10 protein-coding genes are annotated in these 20,079 nt (G+C 33.6%); 1 reads left to right on the forward strand and 9 read right to left on the reverse strand.

The window, feature by feature from the left end; all coding sequences use genetic code 11:
- Positions 1 to 85 precede the first annotated feature (85 nt).
- The 8 genes from AC3ITQ_RS12435 to AC3ITQ_RS12470 all read right to left on the reverse strand — a co-directional run bounded on the left by AC3ITQ_RS12435 (position 86) and on the right by AC3ITQ_RS12470 (position 17,384).
- Positions 86 to 2,263: a M1 family metallopeptidase gene (locus tag AC3ITQ_RS12435; protein ID WP_489234546.1), complete on the reverse strand. Its 2,178-nt coding sequence runs from the start codon at positions 2,261 to 2,263 to the stop codon at positions 86 to 88.
- Positions 2,264 to 2,317: 54 nt separating this feature from the next.
- Entirely contained in the window at positions 2,318 to 3,874 is a 1,557-nt protein-coding gene (locus AC3ITQ_RS12440) for a M60 family metallopeptidase (RefSeq protein ID WP_489234547.1), read from the reverse strand.
- Between the two features lie 64 nt (positions 3,875 to 3,938).
- Positions 3,939 to 7,034: a DUF5107 domain-containing protein gene (locus tag AC3ITQ_RS12445; protein ID WP_489234548.1), complete on the reverse strand. Its 3,096-nt coding sequence runs from the start codon at positions 7,032 to 7,034 to the stop codon at positions 3,939 to 3,941.
- 135 nt (positions 7,035 to 7,169) lie between these two features.
- Entirely contained in the window at positions 7,170 to 10,178 is a 3,009-nt protein-coding gene (locus AC3ITQ_RS12450; protein WP_489234549.1) for a glycoside hydrolase domain-containing protein, read from the reverse strand.
- Between the two features lie 42 nt (positions 10,179 to 10,220).
- The gene (locus tag AC3ITQ_RS12455; protein WP_489234550.1) at positions 10,221 to 11,210 is read right to left on the reverse strand and encodes a c-type cytochrome; all 990 of its coding nucleotides are present in this window, start codon (positions 11,208 to 11,210) and stop codon (positions 10,221 to 10,223) included.
- A 23-nt stretch (positions 11,211 to 11,233) separates the two neighbouring features.
- Entirely contained in the window at positions 11,234 to 12,643 is a 1,410-nt protein-coding gene (locus AC3ITQ_RS12460; RefSeq protein ID WP_489234551.1) for an aryl-sulfate sulfotransferase, read from the reverse strand.
- 96 nt (positions 12,644 to 12,739) lie between these two features.
- Complete coding sequence (locus AC3ITQ_RS12465) at positions 12,740 to 14,251, reverse strand: RagB/SusD family nutrient uptake outer membrane protein (RefSeq protein ID WP_489234552.1); 1,512 nt, start codon at positions 14,249 to 14,251, stop codon at positions 12,740 to 12,742.
- Positions 14,252 to 14,285: 34 nt separating this feature from the next.
- On the reverse strand, positions 14,286 to 17,384 hold the full coding sequence (locus tag AC3ITQ_RS12470; RefSeq protein ID WP_489234553.1) for a SusC/RagA family TonB-linked outer membrane protein: 3,099 nt from the start codon (positions 17,382 to 17,384) through the stop codon (positions 14,286 to 14,288).
- A 700-nt stretch (positions 17,385 to 18,084) separates the two neighbouring features.
- Between AC3ITQ_RS12470 and AC3ITQ_RS12475 the strand changes: the two genes are divergently transcribed.
- Entirely contained in the window at positions 18,085 to 18,723 is a 639-nt protein-coding gene (locus tag AC3ITQ_RS12475; RefSeq protein ID WP_489234554.1) for a sugar-binding protein, read from the forward strand.
- Positions 18,724 to 18,806: 83 nt separating this feature from the next.
- Here the strand turns inward: AC3ITQ_RS12475 and AC3ITQ_RS12480 are convergent, their stop codons facing one another.
- Positions 18,807 to 19,847, reverse strand: coding sequence for a LacI family DNA-binding transcriptional regulator (locus tag AC3ITQ_RS12480; RefSeq protein WP_489234555.1), 1,041 nt, complete (start codon positions 19,845 to 19,847; stop codon positions 18,807 to 18,809).
- Between the last annotated feature and the right edge of the window lie 232 nt (positions 19,848 to 20,079).

Consider the following 20,079-nt stretch of genomic DNA (forward strand, 5'->3'; position numbering starts at 1 on the left):
TTCAATAAATCCTTAATTTTTGAAATCAGGATCTTTATTTGATTACCTCTGTTTGGCAATACATAAAAGTTTTTTGAACTGTTTTTTATTTATTCAGCCTTTTGATCGACCCCGCTACATGTTTTTTAGTATCATCATTTAATGATGATAAGGCTTTTTCTCCTTCAGCTGGTGCATATTTAGTCAGACCAATTATACCTCCTGCAATTACATTGTAAGATTGATTTTTGATGCTTTCCTCCATTAATGCTTTATAAGACATATCACCCGTAGCGGCTAATTTTATAATTGCATTTGCTCTGGAAATTGTTTTTTTATCGTTTTTAGCAATATCAAGCAAGGTCTTAATTGCCTCATCTTTAATTTGATTATCCCCTAAATCAATTGCTTTAATGCTAAGCGTTCTTAAATCATCCTGCTTATCTTTTAATCCTGCTAAAAGGATAAGCTGAGCGTCATGACTTTTATCTTTAGTGGCATATTTTATTGCTTCAATACGGTTGTAATACGTTGGAACATTTTTGTATTGGTACAAATAATCAGCAATTTTTTTGTTGTCTTTTACTTGTCCAACTAAGATTTTATCAGGATCAAGATCTACGAAGGTAGGTTGAGACGGAATGTCAAAACTGAAATTCTGTTCTCTTTGATCAATTAAAATTTCTTTTCTGATTTTCGTTCCGTTTACATAATAATCGACTTTTAAAGGAAGACTAAAGGTTTGAACAGTACTTTCCTGAACTTGTTTTACTGCAATTGTCGCTTTTCCGTTTGCATATCCGTATTCGATATTTAGAATCGGATTTCCGCCTTGATAATACCATTGATTAAAATAAGGGCTCCAGTCTTTTCCTGTCACTTCTTCCATCGATAAACGCAATTGGTGTGTTTCTCCCGATTTATAGGCATTGGTTGTCAAATAATGGTTTAGAGATTTGAAAAATGCTTCGTCACCCATTTGATTTTTGATGGCATACAAAATGATAGAACCTTTTGAGTAGCTGATATTGTCAAACATATCATCTTTGTTTTTATAGTGAAAACGAGCTAAAATCTGGCTATCACCGTTTTTCTGAGAACTCAGATAATTTTGTAATTTTCCATATCGTGATCTGTCTTCTGCATCCTGTCCTTCATCATGTCCGTGCCAAAGAACTTCTCCAAAAGTGGCAAAAGATTCATTCATGGTTAAATTTGACCAGGATTCAGCCGTTACATAATCACCAAACCATTGATGAAAAAGTTCATGAGCTACGGTACTTTCTTCGTTATCATCTAATAATTCTCTTTCCGTTTTTTGCACATAACCACCGTGAACTGTTGCAGAAGTATTTTCCATTGCACCTCCAAAAAAATCAGTTACAACAATTTGCGAATACTTTGCCCAAGGATATTCTACTCCCAGCATTTTGCTGTAAAAGTTCATCATATCTGGCGTTTTCCAGAAAATTTGTTTGGCGTATGGCGCATATTTAGGCTCTAAATAATAGCTCACTTCTTTACCATTATAAGTGTCTTTATATACTTTAAAATCTCCAACTGCCATCATAAATAAGTAAGGTGCATTTGGCTGTTCCATTTTCCAGATATCCGTTCTGGTTCCGTTTTTATTATCTTTTTGAGAAGTCAATTTTCCGTTTGACAATGTTGTATACTTTGAATCCACAGTCATTGCGATTTCAGAAGTTGTTTTTTGATTTGGTTTGTCAATAGTAGGAAACCAGGCCGAAGAAGCTTCTGTTTCACCTTGTGTCCAAATCTGTACCGGTTTGTCTTCTTTTCCGTCGGGATTTACAAAATATAATCCTTTTGAATCCGTAATAGATTCACCACCTTTTGTTTTTAGTTCATTAGGTTTTGCGATGTAATTTATGTAAACAACATATTTTTCAGTGCTTTTATATTTTCTGTTTAAAGTAATAAAAACCTGTTCGCTGTCCTGAGTATATTTTAATGGAATAGTTTTTTTGCCGTCGATGATCGCAATTTCCTTGAATTCCATTCCTTTAGCATCTAATGTAAGCTGATCAGTTTCGTAGAAATGAGGTTTTAAAGTAATCCACTCTTTCCCATTTAAATGACGTTTTCCATAATCAAACGAAACATCTAGTTTAGTGTGTACTAAATCATGCACTTTTAATGCCGTAACGCGGTAAGCAGTTAATTCATCTGCTTTTTTATCTGCAGTTTGTGCTTCCATTTTTTGTCCCATTATGGCAACAAGACTTAAAAAGGTATATTTTATAAATTGTTTATTCATCATTTTATATTTGTAGTAATTGGGTATACTTTAAATTATCAATTTTTGATTTAAAAATTAATCAGTGAGGGTTGTGATATCTAAAACTGGTTTAGGATAATTTTTCGATTTTATTTCATTTTTACAATCCATTGCCATTTTTTCGGTCATTTTGTAGTGATAGGCTCCATAACAATCGCCATCGAAATCGCCCACATAAAAGAATCCATAGGAATCAAAAAAATCGGTTAAATCAACTTTACTAACTTCACATGCCGTTTTTATAAAATTGAGTTGGTAAACAGCCGGATTTTCATCGGCTTTTACTTTTAGTTTATCAGCATTGTGAGCTTGTTTTCTAAATGCTTCAAAAAGATCAGGGTAGAAATCAGGATTTTTACCTGCTTTTTCGAAGTATAATTGCAGTTGCCAAAAAGGAACAAGCGGTTCAAAACTTCCACCCACTTTTAAATAGCTTTCTTTTTTCTCGATAACTTTTTTTCTTGCAGCATCATAGTAGTTCCCTTCTATAAGGCGAGATTTAACTCCTAATGATTTGAGAACATACATTGTGAAAACATTATTACTTACTTCACAAAGCCCTCCCCAGTTAAAATAGGGGTGCAGTTGATGCACATGTCCGGTTTCGTGGCTAAATCCCCATGCCGGATCACCCGCTATAACTTTTGCGGGATCAAGTACCATTCCTAATGCATAACCTGATTTACCGCCCATATAAGCTATTCCATCTTCGTCTCTAAACATATAGTAATTGTAGTTTACACGAGCCAATATCCTGTTGTTTGGTACACGATTGTATTTTATTAATCCCATAAGTCGATGCTGGCGATAGATCAAAGTGTCATAACAATTTAGTAATTCCACTCCCTTGTTAAAAGCATATTTTTTTAAATCAGCTTTAGGATAAATGGTTTGAATATACTTTCCTCTGGCATCTATCATAGGATAAATAGTGTTGTCTAAAAGTTTATTCCAATCTTCATTTTTTTGTTTTCCTGAATCAAAAAATCCATTTATTTGGGCATCAATAAAATGAATTTTAATTGCGTTTTCCTTTTTAGGTTCTTCAGAATAATAATTAATATAAGCAAGACCATCGAAGTCTTTAACATCTATAATGTTTATACCATTTTTCAAAGGATATGATTTTTTTTCAATTCCCCAATTTGGATCCTGATCAGGAGCAATTCCTGTAGGTGGCTGTCTGTTCCAATTTGGTATAACTAAATCGACAGTTTTATTTTTTGCAATATTGTCTACCAGAATTACGTGTTTACCCAGAGGTAAATAAATACCTGTAATGTTTTCATATTTACTGTACCCATCGCCAATGGATAATTTTTTCCCTAAGGTTGCTGGTGATAAATAAGCTTTGTAAGTAGCTAATCTATAATTGAAATCATAGTCGCCCTTAAGCATTTGTATGGCTGCATTACGAATTTCTTTATTTTTAATCTTATCTAATTGTTGAGAATTTATGTTCTTTTTTAGTTTCGTAGCTAAATTATCTTTAAAAAAAGCTAAATCTTCTTTTATGGAAATTGAGTCTGTCGAACTTTGAGCATAACTATTAGAAAGGAAAAATAAAAGGCAAAGTAAAACTAGGTGTTTCATTCGTGTTGGTTTTTATTAATGGTAGTTAATTCAGTTGGTAATTGCTTATATACTCTGTTGTTTTTTATAATTTTTCAATGATTCTGACTTCGCCATCTTTTTCATCTTCGCTTAAAATGTTTGATTGTTTTTTTGTGTACATTTCTAAACTCCATTGAACAATTTTATTTGTTGGATACAATTCTGCCTGCTTTCTTAGCCATTCTTCCGCTTGTTTTGAAGAAGCAGTTTTTTCGATAGCCCAAGCCGAAACCAATTGATTTGCCGGTAAGAAATTCATAACCGTATTGTCGATTTTTGGATTGAAAGCCACGATTTTTTGTAATGATTTGTTTGCCGTTTCAGTATCACCAAGGCTAGTATAACATTGATAATCTAACCAGTTTTCCAGTCTTTCATCAATATCTTCCTGATATGGTTTTCCAACACCTAAATTTTCAGGCCATAATTTTGCTTCGCCAATAAATTGAAGCGCCTTTTTATACTGCTTATTTTTCATTTGTGCCAAAGCCTGCATCAATTTAGCTTCGTGATACAATTGTCTTCCACTTGTTGCACCTTCAAAAGGAAGGATTTTCAGTTTCGTTAAAAAGGCATCTGCTTCAGCGTATTTTTTATTCAGTAAAAGCGTTTTTCCATATAACATCCCAACTACATAATTTTCAGTATGGCGTTTGTAAAATGGTTCTATCGTTGCTAATGCTTTATCATTTTGTTTTTGAATGATATAATGTTCTGCCAATAACTTTGGATATCTCCAACTTTGTGGGTCTAATTTGATTGCCTGTTGAAGACTCGTTACAACCAAGTGAGAATCATCTTTGAACAACGAAGCTTTAGAAGCATAAAAAGCAGGATCATTTGGTTTTGTACCACATTGTAAAAACAATTCTTTTGCTTTTGAAATGTTGTTGCGATTCCATTCGATCAAAGCCAAATGATATTTCAATTGCCATTGCTCATTTGTTTTAATTAAACTTTCCAGAATTTCGGCAGTTTCGCCACGGAAAGGGAAACTAATTCCAGGTTGAATTTTGCTCAAATCAACCGCTTTCTTTTCTAAAAAGGCTTTCCAATATATTATTTCAGCACTTGGAGCCGCCACCGTAAAAACTTGTACAGCTTCGTCCGTGCGGCCCAGATGCTGATACCAAATACCTAATTCAAGATAAGTCTGTTCTGGCATTTCATTTTGAATTAACGAAGTGAAATCTGATTTTGAAGCATTTGAATTGTTCCAAAGGAATTTTTCAAAGCCAACAAAATGATTTAAAGGATCGACTTCATTAATTTTATCTAAGATCGAATGTGCTTTTTCAGATTTGTTTTGAAGACGATACATTACTGCTAACAATTGTAAACCTTCCAGATTATTCTGATTGTTTAACAAGCTCTTCTCAGCATATTCAATTGCTTTCGTCTGATCATTTTCTGCAAAATAAATTTTACTCAAAGCGGTATAAGCAGGGCTGCGATATTCAACGCTTGCAGCAGCAATATCGAAACCATCTTTTGCATCTGTTGTATTACCTAAATGAAGATTTGCAATTCCATAGTAATAGTTCGCAGCGGGATTATAGGTGTCGATTGCTAATGCTTTACTCGCAGTTGCGATTGCTTCTTTATATTCTAATTTTCTGATTTGTAAACCGGCTAAATCAGAAAGGGCAGGAGCGTAGTTTGGATCTTTTTTCAAACAAGCCGTTAAGAACTCTTCTGCTTTTATATAATCTTTAAAACTGATATAATTCTTTCCTTGTAGATATAAACCGTAAACCGAATTATTATCAAAATCTTTCGGAACTTCTAATGGTCGAGCTAAATTTCCATCTTCGGGAGTTGAATTCCAAACCAGTTTATTATCACCTAAAACCAGTTTTAATTTGTTTGGATCAACCGCAACCTGAATTGAATCTCTGAATAATTGCAACGTATTTAAAGCAATATCTTTTGAATAGACTTTTTTGCCATTATCAAAAACTTCTAATTTTTCATTTAGTTTTTGAAGAGGAGAAAGGTAAATTTTTAACCAGCCATTTTCATTTTTAACATTAACAGCGCCATAATTATTTGCTTTTACAAAACCTTTAGTCTGTTTTACCGGAAACCAATATTCTGTCCATGTATCTGTTTGATAAGGAGCAAAAGAACGTTGCTTGAAAGGCGTCAAATTACTATTGTCGCTTGCCTGATTAAACAATCTTCCGCTTTGTACTTCAACATATTGTCCATCAGTGTCAGTCAATAATTTTTCCCAGATCATACCTTGTTGGGATAATCCCCAAATCCATATTTTCTTGCCGGGTTTGTCATCGTGATTGCCATATCTTCCCATTCCGAAATCTTCATCATGATAATATCCTCCAAAGAAATCATTGTATTTACCAAAAACATGGTACGATTTATAACCACCAAAATCATTGTTTTTGTAAAAGGATAAATCTTTGCCGTTTTCTTTGTCAATTGGCCACGCATTGTGTTCACCATTATGGCCAATATAACTTTGTCCCGGATAGATAAATTGTAAACTATGTGATGCCTTAATTCCTGTATTCATCCAGGTATAATAAGGCTGTTCAAATTCAGTTGAGTTAAACCAAAAGGAATTCGTCGTAAAATAGGCTTTGTCTTTTGGTAAATTGATGTCTAATTTCCATGAAGTACGTGTCAGTAAATCTAAGACACCAACAACACAACTTATACTTCCGTCTTCTCGTGTTATAATTTTGTAATCAACAGGAGTTGCGCAATTAGGAGTATGGCCTATAATTCCGTAATTCCCTTCAACACCGCCGCTTGTCCATGGACCGCGCATGGCGATATCTCTAAATTTGATAACATGATTGTTGTAAACAAAATCTTTTCCGGTTGACTTTTCAATTGCTGACCATACTTTTCCTCCAATTTCAGGAAGAATCATCAGTTTAATATAATCGTTTTCTATCTCAATTACTTTCCATTCTTTTTGAACCGGTTTATCTGTAAAACCATCAAAACGGAAATAAGGATACACTTTTGTATCTGGTTTTGGAATTGGATCCGGATCTGAGAAAGGATAGGTTGTAAAGACTTTTTTATATTCCTTATAGGTTGGTTTATTTTGTGCAGTGACAAACAGGCTTCCAAACAGTAAAATCGATAAGAAAGGTTTAAGTGTCATATGGAAAGCTATTTAGTATGGTTATTTTTTTGCCACAGATTTCACAGATTAAAAAGATTTTTTCAAATTTATCTGAGAATCTATTAATCTGTGTTAATCTTTGAAATCTGTGGCTTAAAACTATTTTTTAATCAATTACTTTACAATCAACAACCATCCTTTTCCTTTGCTTACTGGTAATTCATCTTTAGCAGTAAAGGTTTGAGCAGGTTGGAAATTCGAAACTTCTGGAGCTGTTATTGTAGCTTTTGAAGGATCAAGTCCTAGTTTTTTCCAGTCGATGCTTAATTTTACTTTTACATCAGTATCAGCCCAGCTTGCAATTGAAATTAAAGTTGAACCGTTCTTTTTGTAAACAGTTGCCAATATTTTGTCGTTATTTGTTTTTACCGGACAGTTTTCGCTCCAATATCCAATCATTTCAGAACCTTTAATTCCGAAAGTATCCCATAATTTCCAAACTGGTCTTGGGTCAGCATTGTGGCTCCAAGGCATTCTGTTTGTCATACCGTAAACCATTCCTCTCCATGGATTTCCTCCATCTTGCAACATTTCGCCCATTAATCCGAAAGGAATTCCGCTAACTTCCGTTAAGAAAAAGTCAGGTTGATTTTTTTCGTAATCGAAATATTCTCCAAACCAAAGTTTATTGATGTACGGGAAGTGCTCCATATATAAATTGGCACTATTATTAAATCCGTCGCTTTTATTGTATTGATTGGCACTATGCAAATCGATAATTCCAGGATGTCCGTCTTTAGTTAAAACTCTTTTGACACGCTTCATTGTGATTCTGTCAAAAGCAACATCATCAAGATAAATTCCGTCAATACCAACGTTTTGCGTTAACCAATTCATTCCTTCAACATAGTAATTGTGCCAACGGTTCATACCACTGTTTACAATTGCAGCATCCTTAATTTCAGGAACAAACCAAGCCGCGATATAATCGTCGCCAACATGTTCCTGCAACCATGAGAATCCACCGCCTTTTCCTGGAGAGTAGATTTCGTGGCCTAAACTTCTTAGAGCAAATGTCTCATAAGCTTTGTTTGAAACTTCTCTAACAGTATTGTAAATTTTTACTTTTAATCCTTTTTCGTGCGCTTCATCAATATAACTTTTCATTTTTTTAAATTCAATAAAAGGATAATTGATATATGGATTAATTGCATTGGCGTGGTGAATATTAATTACCGTAGCACCAGTTTTAGCAATGGTATCGATTGGACTGTATTTGTGATAGAATTTAGTATTCCATTGAAAGTCTGTGTTTAGTGCGTGGAAAGGTGTGATTAATAAATTGAAGTTATAATATAATACATCTCCTTTTTTAACGGTACGCGCTCCACTGTAAGCATTTACCAAAACTGATTTTTGGTTTGGTGCTATTGTGATTCCACCTTTGTTATCATTACCCCATGAAGTTGGCAATAATAATGGTTTTTGTAAATAGAAATTAGTGTTTAGCGGACGACTGTATTTTTCATCTCTCAAAGAAAATTGCAAACCTGAATTTACATTTCCGATCCAGGCACCATCCTGGCTTTTATGAGCAACATCCCATTTCCAGTCAAAAGTTTCAGGACGATTTCCACCTTTTTGACCTAATCCCATCATATATTTTGCTGATGAAGACTGCATTGGTAAATGAATATTGATATCATTAAAAGAAGCATCTTCAAGGGCCGTAATTTTAACAGTATAATGTACAAAACCATCAAATTCAATAGAAGCATTTACATCCATTTGAAGCGATTTCGAAGTCGAAACACTTTCCCATGCTACAGTTCCCGCTTCTTTTTTAAGGAATTTAACCCCTGTATTTTTCCATTGTAATGATTCTTTACCAGCACCATCTACAAAATGAAAAGCAATTGGAGCGCTCAAAATATCATTCGCTTTTGTTCCGATAACAGTCATTTCAGGTGTGAAGAAAGTTTGAATTTGTGCAGGAAAACCATCAGCTCCTAAAATTAATTTTCTTCCTAATAATGAAATTTCAGAACCTTTTATTTCTAATGGAGTGTAAGGCGCAATAACCGTATTTTCCTGTGCTAAAGTTGAGTTTAACCATTTCAGACGCGTCATTTTTTCAGGACTGTCGATTCCTCCATTTTTAGTAACTTCATTTGTTACTTTTATCTGAAGTGTGATTTCTTTTGATTTTCCGTCAGCAATAACGGTAGCTTTTCCTGTGTATGTTCCTGCAGCAGCAGTTTCCGGTACATCAACACCGCACCACATTGCCTGAACTTTTCCTTTAGAAACAGAAACAGTTGCAGCAAAATTAGAGGCGTCATAACGAGTACCGTCTGTATTAATACAGTTGATGTTTTTTGCTGCAATTACAGCACCACTTTCATTTTTTAAATCTGAAAATTGGACTTTTACATTGCTTAAATTTTCTAAGGCATAAACACCTAATTGAAAAGCTAAATATTCACCTTTCATAGCGGTATCAGCAAAACTGTTTTGAACCCCTTTTTGAATCCATCTTTGAGGTAAATCGGTTTTCATTCGGATAGAATACAATCTGTCTTCCGGAAAAACTAAAAAGGAATTACCACTGTTTTTAGCAATGATGTCTTTGGTTTCTGCTGCAGTTGCGATTACTTCCATTGGATAAAAACTGTTGAAAGGATTTACACTTTGAATTTCTGTAACCGTGCAATTGTCTTTTAAATTCGTTTTGATTTTAGACAACCATGCTGTATCAGATTTGCTTTCTGGTTTTGCATAAACTCCTTTCGGATAATTCGCATCTCCTTCATCAATATATGGCATGTAATAAACGTAATACTTTCCTTTTCCTGAAACTGGCTCAAAGAAAATTGTACCATTTTCTCTATTGATGTTTTCTGTTTTTGTGTTTAGAATTTCCTTTCCATTCGCATCCTGAACAATAATTCTTTTAAGTTCTGGGTTTTCATCTCTTCTGCGCCATTCAATAGTGGTTTTGGCAACATTATCTTTTCCGGTAAATTCAACAACAACGCGGTGATTTCCTAGTAAATTAGGATTCCAGCTGTCATTTCCATCTGAATATTTTATTTGTTGTGCAGCCAATGGGATACTGAAAATGCAAAGGCACATAATCAATACTTTACTTAAAGGAGGTCTGTTTTTTAGGTTTAGTTTCATTTTTTTGATGTTCAGGTTAAAAGGGTATGCGTAATTAATAATTTAGTAAACTGCTTTCCATCCATTTTTTTTCCAGTAAGCAATAATGGGTTTGTAAGGCCCGTATTTGTGTTGTTCTTCGGTAAAATTGTCCTGAAAAGGACTATGTGAGTAATCAATAGGTTTGCCCATTTTATTTGGATAATCAAATGTTTTTGGATTTGGCCTTGGATGGATAGCGTCATCATTAACAAAGGCAGCAATATCCAATGCCTGCTGATCTGTTAAATAAGGTTTTCCAATCGTCACTTTATCATAAGGCATATTGCTTTTTAGCCATTGTGCCTGTTTGATAACGCGATGCATGCTTGAACCTGGCTGGTATCCATAATCGCCCCAAAGCGGCGGATAAGTATATCCAGATTTATCAGCGTTGTAAACGCCTTCGCCATTATTTCCGTGACAGCGGGCACAATTTTCAACAAACAGCGCTTTTCCTCTTTCAGGGCTTGCAGCTACATCCGGGAATTCAATTTCTAAGTTTTTAGCTCCTTTAAAATCGCCGTCTTTAGGAACAAATTTGCTTATAAATTTAAAATAAGATAAAAAGGCAACCATTTCGTCACTGTCAAGTGGAAGCGGTTTTCCAGAATGTGGACGCATAATACAATTGTTTACACGTTCGGCCAGTGTAAGTACTTTATTTTCACGTCCGCGGTATTGTGGATAATTGTCATGAGAAGACATTAAATTGAAAGCGTAAGGTTTTGTACCTGCGTCCTGGTGACAATTGGTGCAATTCATTTTATTGCCTAAATATTTTCCTTTAACGCCATTTGGTCCTATATAATAGGCCGTTTTTAGCATTAATTCTCTTCCATAACGAACGGATTCTCCAAATTGATCATCCGGAATTTTGGAAGTGTCAATAGTAATGTATGCCTCATCTTCAGCTGTTTTTTCTGCCAAAGTTTGAGAATTTGAAGTATTGCAGGAATTGAAAACAACAATTGGCAATGCCGAAAAGATACCAATAAGAATTATTTTTTTCATGTCTAAAATTTTTAATCAATTATTTAATTCAGAAGAAAAGGTTTCATATTTTCTTCGGGAATAAACTCTGTACGGTAAGGAGGAATTTCAGATTCTAAAGCCCAAAGCAAGACTCCTTTCTTATTCGTTAAAACAGTAATGTGTCTTTTTGAACAGCAAACTAAAATGGTTTCTTTGTCAATCATATAAGCACTTCCCATTCTATCATTGTAAATGTCTCTTGGCAAATTGATATGGAAATCCAGTTTTACCGTTTTGCTTTTTTCATCAACCTTCAAAGCAAAAACAGAAGATTGTTTTTTATCCACTCCATTATCAAAAAACATTAAACTTCCATCCTGGTTGATGTGTGCGGCATGTCCCTGAGAGAAATTAGTATCAGCAGCCATTTTCATGTTGCCATCTTTTCCTAATTTCCAGATTACTTTTCCGGTTTTTGAATCTACTTTCCAAATTTGACCGTTGTTGTAGAAGGAGATTAAAAAGTTTCCATCTGTATCATAATTAAGACTGTTGGCATGTGTCCAGTCTTTTTTTGTTTTCAATATTTTTTTATCTTTCAATGGATCCAAATCATCAAAAACACTCCATTTCCAAAGTTGTTTTCCTTTTTTATCCATGATCAAAATTCCGTCTCCGTTTATAGTGTCATTCTTTTTTCCTCCAATGGAAGTTAAATCCATTATCTTTTGATCAACGGTTATCGTAACGATCTCATTTTCCGATTTTTTGATAATTTCATGGTGAATAACCTGTTTTAAATCGCCTTGCCCTTTTTTGATGTGCATTAACGTGTCACCTTGCAAATTGATTTCCAGAATTTCGCTTCCGTAACTTGTTGGTTCATCATTTGTACCTAGTATCGAAAGAATGGTTTGGTCTTTTGTAAAATGCACTACTTTAAAACCTGTATTTTCAAGCGTATGATACCATCTTATGTTTCCTTTGTAATCTACAATATAGGCTGTTCCCGGAGTTTCTCTTTTAGCCAAAAGCATGAACCCTTTTTTAAAATTTGCTGGCAAAAGTTCCGGTTTTGGGCAATTTGCTTTGAATTGCTTTTGTAGCCATTCCGGTAAACTTCTGGACTTAAAATTATATACTTTACTACTGTCTTTTTGCTGTCCCTGAACGGTAACCAATTGAAAATTGTAATTGGTTTCAGGGGTAATATTACAAAGCACTAAAGAGTGGGAGAGACCTGTTTTTGAAATTGGAGAACTTATTTTGCTTTTAATTCCTTTTTTTTCAGACCAATATTCAGCATATACCTGAGCATTGTCACTCGTAGTAACATCGATTTGAATCTTCAATTCGTTGTTGCTATGTGTCCCAATATTGATATTTGTGATACCTACCTGATTTTTAGAACAACTTGCCAATGCAAGTAATGCCAAAATAAAACTCCCTTTTACTATTATTTTTTTGATCATCTTATAGATTCTTTAATGAAACAGCAAAGTATTTCTTTTATAAAAATCAAGAATAGACAGACCATTTTAACTGTCTATTCTTGATTAACCTTCTTATTATTGTCTATCGGCGTTACTTAACTGTGGGTTAAGATCTACCTGACTTTGTGGATAAGTATAATACTTATTTTGTGGCATTCTTACTAAAGCTGCTTCTCCCACTCTAAGATGATATGCATTTACAAGAACATCATATTTGTTCATTCTGATTAAATCGGCACGACGTTTTCCTTCATAGAAAAGTTCCCATCCTCTTTCCTGTAAAATAGCATCTCTTAAAGAACTCTGAGTGTGATCTGCTAAAACTAATAGTTTTGCGTGTGATCTTCCTTTAACCTTATTTATAAGATCAATTGCTTCCTGAGTTGGGCCACTAATTTCATTTAATGCTTCAGCTCTTGATAATAATACGTCTGCATATCTTAAAATGTTGACACTATGACCATCATAATAAGTAGTAGTTTCGTCATCAGCATACTTTCTTGTAGCAACGTCTTGCATGTAGAATTCACCAGTTGGTGGTTCAGCTCCTATAGATGGAGCTTGTTTGTGTAAAAGACCGTCTGTCCCCATAAATTCTGGGAAAAAGCATTTTTTTCTATCATCTTCATCACCAAACGTATTATAGAAATCCCAGTTTACAGTATAATACTGCCATCTGTTTTGAACAACCGGGTGATCTGATGGTCCAAAGTGATTTAACAATTCTGTCCCGTTTGTATTAGCATCACTTAGGACTGAAAAGATGTTTTCAACACACCATTTGTTACTTTCTTTAAATAGGCCTAAGTATGAAGGATATAAAGCATATTGGTTTAGATTCATAACTTCTTGAGTAAGAGTTACTACTTTTTGCCAATCATGACTGCGAAGATATAATTTTGCTAACAATGTAAGAGCAGCACCTTTTGTTGCACGAGCTTCGTCATTAGAGCCATAAATAACATTGTCTTTGTAATTTAAAGGCAATACAGCAGCAGCTTCGTTAAGTTCTTTGATTAAATAGGCATCTATATCTTCTACAGATTTGGGAGGAGTTTGCTCTAAATAATTAGGATTGGCAATATTTTCTTCTGTAACTAAGATTACTGGGCCCCACGCATCTGTTAAGTCCATGTACGAAGAAGCTCTCAAAAATTTAATTTCTGCAATAAATTGAGTTTTTTCAACATCAGAAATTCCAGACATTTTGGAGATATTAAAAATAGCATTGTTTGCGTTGGCAATCAATTTATACATGGAATTCCAATCTTCTTTAAGTAATCCGTTACTTGAATTCCATGTTCCTAAAGACAATTGTCCTGGATCTCCACCAAATTGGCAATGACCTAAATCTGTTGCAATGTCAGTTAATGCGAAGTGTCTTGTTGCCCAATAAGAATAGTTATCACCTACAGAAGGACCTTTTAATCTACCATAAACAGAGTTAACCGCCGCAATAGCATCTGATTTTGTTTGGTACCCATTGGTATTAGTCAAACTACTATATACGGTAGGTTCGAGATCCTGATTACAGGAAAATTGTAATCCGGCAGCACATAATATTAATAATAGTGTATATTTTTTCATTTTAATGGATTTAATGTTACTAAAAGCTCGCAGGCTAGTGAATTGCTACTTTAATACCTAAGATAAATGTTCGTGAAGCTGGGAATGAATTGAAATCAATTCCTCCGCCTATGTTTTGAGCTGTAGAACTTCCTGTATGCCCATTTATTTCTGGATCGTTTCCAGAATAATTAGTCAGGGTTAATAGATTCTGTCCAATAACGTACAATCTGATATTGTCTATGAATTTGGCTTGTTTAAATGCGCTTTCTGGAATAGAATATCCGATAGAAACATTTTTTAAACGAACATAAGATGCTTCTTCAACAAATTTTGAATTTACATAACTACCATACGTGCTTTTGTAATATCCATCTCTTGGAATATCTGTATTTTCATTTTTTCCTGCAACCCAACGGTTTAATGCATCTGTGCTTGTAGTAGATTCCCCAACCATTCTTGTCATGTTGTAAACTGAATAATCAAAAGCACCTTGGAAAAAGATATTCATATCAAAATTTCCGTATTTAATATCATTACTAAAACCTGCAATATAATGTGGTGTAGAATTACCTAAATAAGTTCTGTCATTTGCTGTAATTTTCCCATCACCATCTAAATCTTCATATTTTGGATCTCCAGCTTTAGATAAAGGTTGCGCGGCATAAATTTCTCCAGTTTTTATTACACCTGCATATTTAAATCCGTATAATACGCCCATTTCTTTTCCTGGTTCTAAACGTGTGAATTCTCGTCCTGAAACAGTACCGCTTGGGTTTGCTGTATTTGTGCTAATAATTTTAACATTATCAGCAAGTGAAACAACTTCTTGTTTATTGTAAGCAAGATTTAAGGAAGTTGTCCACATAAATTTATCATTGCTAAAATTTGTACTGTTAATGCCTAATTCAATACCTTGATTGTCAATAACTCCAGAGTTAAGTGTTTGAGTGCTAAAGCCCCACCAGTCTCCTACGGGCACTCTGATAAGTGCATCTGTAGTTCTCTTTTTATATAAATCGATTGTTGCTGTTAACTTGCTGTCAAAGAATCCAATATCTAAACCGATATTAGTCTGGGCAGTTTCTTCCCATTTTAAGTTAGGATTTGGTAAATTTGCTGGTTCTGTAGCACCTACATAACTATCTGGAGCAATTGTTGCTGCCCAAGATTTTAATGTATTCATATAGGCATAATCTCCAATACCATCATTTCCTGTAACACCATAACTTACTCTTAATTTAAGTTCAGAAAAAGTATTTGATTTTTGCATAAAAGGTTCGTTCGAAATTTTCCATGCAACAGCACCAGATGGGAACGTTCCATATCTATTATTTGGTCCAAAGCGAGATGAACCGTCTCGTCTTAGTGTAAATGATAGTAAGTATTTATCATCAAAGGCATAATTTAGTCTTCCAAAATAGGATTTCAATTTAGTTTCAAGTTTCTGCGTTTCCGGACGCAAAAAAACTTCAGCAGATTCCAAATTGTAATAAGTTAATAAATCATTTGAAAAACCAGAACCAGCCGCTTTCATTCTTTCATATGTATCTTTTTGGTTTGATGTTCCAACCATTGCAGAGAAAGAATGTTGTTCTTTTAAATTGAATTTATAAGTTAAGTACTGCTCTGTACTCCATCTGAAATAAGTTTTGTTTTCTTCAGAGCCAGTTCCTCTTAAAGCTGCTCCAGCTGTTAATGTTCGTGGTGTGTATTTTCCTTCGATATTTTCCTGCCATTCAGCACCTGCACCAAAATGATAGGTTAGGCCTTTGATTATTTCATAATCTAAAAACATATTACCATTAACCATTCTGTTGATAATGTGGTCTGTAGGTTCTAATAAAAGAGCCAAGGCATTATCTTTACCTTGATATTTGTGGTAAGATCCATCAGCATTATAAATAGGAAGGTTAGGGAATGCAGTCTGAATTGAAAACATTGGAGAAAGAATATTGTCTCCAAAGTCACTATTATTTCCTTCGCTTGCAGCACCGTAAACATTAGTTCCCATGTTTAATTTATCATTGAATCTTTTTTCACCACCCATTCTAACAGAATATCTTTTAAAATCGGTATTTTCAATAGCCCCCGTTTGTTTAATATAATTTCCGGAAAGAAAAAATTTAGATGTTTTATCGCTGCCACTAAAAGTAATAGATCTGTTTAGTACTTCACTAGTACGGGTCGCTGCATCAAACCAATTCGTATTAGCAACCGGAAGATCAGCTGGAAAAAGTGGAGAAAATCCATTTTCTTTTTGAATAGCATTTTGAATATCTACATATTGCTGACCAGTCAATAATGAAGGTTTTTTGATTATATTTTGATAACCATCAGAGATTTCAGCTTCGACCTGCATTTTTCCAAGTTTTCCTTTTTTAGTTGTAATGATAATTACCCCATTCGCACCTCTTGAACCATAAATAGCAGTAGAGGAAGCGTCTTTTAAGATCTGAATGTTTTCAATATCATTTGGACTGATTGAACTTCCTGAACTTGTAATAAAACCATCTACAACATATAATGGTCCATTAGAATTATTAATGGAGTTTCCACCTCTAATAATTACGGTAGGAGTAGTTCCAGGAGCATAACTGTTCTGCTGTACTTGAACCCCAGATGCTCTTCCTTGTAATGCCTGACCAACATTTGAAACAGTACCACCTAAATTTAAGTTTTCTTTTCCAACGGAAGCAACAGAACCGGTAAGGTCTTTTTTCTTCGCTTTCCCATATCCAATAACAACTTCTTCTAATTTTTGTCCTGCTTCTTTCATGACAATTTTTAGTGTCGTACCTGTTATTGTTACTTCCTGGTCTTCCATACCAATATAAGTAACAATAAGTTTGGTTGCATTATCTGGAACAGTAATTGCGAAACTTCCGTCAACATCGGTTTGAACACCTGTTTTAGTGCCTTTTACTATTACGTTCGCACCAGGTAAAGGAAGGCCGTTTTGATCGGTTATTGTCCCTTTTACCGTTTTTTCAAAAAACAAGACCGTATTGTTTTTGTGCGATGTAGATATTGTCGAAGCAGCCGAAGCCTGAAATGTAAAAGCTAACAACGAAAGAAGGGTTAGTTTAATTTCTTTTCTGGATAAATTGTTAATCCGAAAATCTCTTGGCTTTTTTTGGGTTAATAATTTCATACTTAAAATTGGTTTTGGTTAATGTTTAATTGTTTTTTCTTGATTGTAAGTTTTGGACTTCTTTTTTTGATTCAGGAATTCACTTTTGCTTTTCTATTTGACTATTTTCTTTTTGAAATATTCAGTTCGTTTTTCGATCTCAAAACGCGTTATTTTATTCGTTTTTCCTCTTTTTTGAAGTGCTTAAATTGTTTTAAATTTTAACGATTTAACTTCGTTTTAAGATTATTGTCTGACGAAACTATAGATTATATTTTTATAAAACAAGAAAAAACACAAAAAATGTGCTCGAACACACTAAATTTATGTTCTCGAGCACATAAAATTGTTCGAAACGTTTTTTTTGACTTAAAAAGATGTGATTTTTATAAATATCTTTGGAAATAAATGGACTTCTTTATTTGGGCTTATTTAATGCGAATTTGTTGTTTAGATGAATAATAAATGATGTTTTTGTAAAATCTTATGAATTTCGTAATCACAACATTAAATAGATAGTAATTAAACAGTATTTTCTTATTGTTTTATTTAACAGAAAAATTGCTTTTATCGAAGTTTTATTTAAAATTTGCTGAACCGTTTTTACTTCCAATTTTTAGGCTAAATTGGTGCCTCCAAAAATGACTTAAAATAACCTCCTGTTTCTGTTATTTACATTTTTGAAGAAAATAAAAATTAACAAAATTTAAAACCCTGTACTGTGAAAGAATATCAAGTTGTTTTAATAGATAAATATCAAAAAAGTAAGGCAGAAATTTTAGATCCTTCTTTATGGGAAAAAGCAAATTGTTTAACTGATTTTTCTTCTCCGTGGAAAAATGATCCAATTTCAAATATTGAGTTTCGTGCTCTTTATGATTCGGAAAATTTATATTTTAATTTTCGCGTGTTTGATACGGATATTTACATAGACCAAAAGGACGATAGTGTAGATAGTATTGGAAACTCAGATCGTGTGGAATTATTTTTTAGAGCTAATGATTCTCTAAATCCCTATTATTGTCTTGAAATGGATACAGGAGCCCGAATAATGGATTTTGAAGCGAAACCAAATAAGGATTTTGATTTTAATTGGAATTGGCCTAAAGAGCATTTAAAAATAGAAGCTTCAGAACAGGAAAATTCTTTTACTGTTGAAGGAAGAATTAGTTTGGCTTCTTTAAAAGTTTTAAGTTTAATTCAGGGCAATTGTATTGAGACAGGAGTTTTTAGAGCAAAATTTTCTAAAGATGAAAATCAGAATTATCAGCCAACCTGGATTTCATGGGTAAATCCAAATACGCCGGAACCCAATTTTCATATTGCTTCTTCTTTCGGTAAATTTATTTTGATGGAATAGTTATAATTGGCCACAAAGACACAAAGTCGCGAAGTCACAAAGAAATACAAACTTAGCGCCTTTGTGTCTTTGTGGCAATTTTATTATGATACATAAAAGGAAGCATTCTCTACATTAATAATGTCAATGGGAAGCAAAATAGTTTCCGGAATTTCTTTTCGGAATAAAAAATGATCTACTAAAGTGCTGACTCCTAAATAAGCCTGTCTCTTTTGATTTTGGTGAATTAAAAAATGAACTAATCCCTGATTTAGAAAGTTTACATTTTTCTCAATTAAGTCATAACCTATAAGTGCAATTTTTCTATCTTTTAAAGAAGATAAAAAGGAGGCAATTTGATATGCCTTTGAAGTCGTAATGAAAATTCCCCTTAAATCCGGGTGTTCTTCCAGAAAGGCAGGTAGCTTAGTGTCAATATTTGAATATTTTAATTTTAATGTTGTTAAAGAAAAATCAGATAAGTTTTTTTCTTCAAAATAATTCCTGAAGCCTTTTTCTTTTTCCTGCATGTGTACCGCATTTTTTAGACTTTCATCAATATGGATAATGGCAATCTGCCCTTGATCTAAAATCAGGTTCATTAAACTGGCAGCAACACGACCGCTTTTGTATAAATCCTGTCCGACAAAACTTTTAATTGACGATGATTCAACCTGGTTATTAAAAGTATTAACTATAATTTCTAATTCGTCGTACTGCTTAATAATTTCAATAGTTTCTTTATGAAATAAAGGAGCAATCAAAACAGCGTCGGGTGACTTTTCGATTATTTTTTCGTTAGTACTTAAAAATGATTTAGTACTTTCAGGATTGAAAAAATAGGTTTCGATAATTACGCTGTAAGCTTTAAATTCCGTTATGGCATCCTGAATTCCATTAACGCATGGAAACCAATAAGGATCTATTTCCGGATCGGGCATTAAAACACAAATGCGATAGACTTTCGTGTTTTTTAAATTTCGGGCAATTAAGTTAGGCTCGTAATTAATGACGTTTAAAACTTCATTTATCTTTTCGAGTGCAGTAGGAGAAACCTTTCCTCTATTATGCAAAACACGATCAACAGTTCCTTTAGAAACTCCTGCCATTTTTGCTATATCCTTAATTGTGTACTTTTTATCCATATAAGCAAATATAGAAACTTTGTTTTAAATATTGTATAATTTTTTAGAAAAATGAATTAGTGTGCTCGAGAACATTATTTTGGTGTGTTCGAGCACATTTTTTATTTTTTTCTTGTTTTATAGAAATATAATATATAGTTTCGTAGAATCAAAACCGAAATCGTAAAATAAATTCATAACCAATTTTCATTGTAAATATCTGAATTACAATGTTATAATATAAATTTTTCAA

The organism is Flavobacterium sp. KH_001, from assembly GCF_057840745.1.

Coding starts and splice junctions, on each gene's coding strand:
- AC3ITQ_RS12480 (WP_489234555.1), bottom strand. CDS start 19,847: ATGGATAAAAAGTACACAATTAAGGATATAGCAAAAATGGCAGGAGTT.
- AC3ITQ_RS12435 (WP_489234546.1), bottom strand. CDS start 2,263: ATGATGAATAAACAATTTATAAAATATACCTTTTTAAGTCTTGTTGCC.
- AC3ITQ_RS12440 (WP_489234547.1), bottom strand. CDS start 3,874: ATGAAACACCTAGTTTTACTTTGCCTTTTATTTTTCCTTTCTAATAGT.
- AC3ITQ_RS12450 (WP_489234549.1), bottom strand. CDS start 10,178: ATGAAACTAAACCTAAAAAACAGACCTCCTTTAAGTAAAGTATTGATT.
- AC3ITQ_RS12465 (WP_489234552.1), bottom strand. CDS start 14,251: ATGAAAAAATATACACTATTATTAATATTATGTGCTGCCGGATTACAA.
- AC3ITQ_RS12455 (WP_489234550.1), bottom strand. CDS start 11,210: ATGAAAAAAATAATTCTTATTGGTATCTTTTCGGCATTGCCAATTGTT.
- AC3ITQ_RS12460 (WP_489234551.1), bottom strand. CDS start 12,643: ATGATCAAAAAAATAATAGTAAAAGGGAGTTTTATTTTGGCATTACTT.
- AC3ITQ_RS12445 (WP_489234548.1), bottom strand. CDS start 7,034: ATGACACTTAAACCTTTCTTATCGATTTTACTGTTTGGAAGCCTGTTT.
- AC3ITQ_RS12470 (WP_489234553.1), bottom strand. CDS start 17,384: ATGAAATTATTAACCCAAAAAAAGCCAAGAGATTTTCGGATTAACAAT.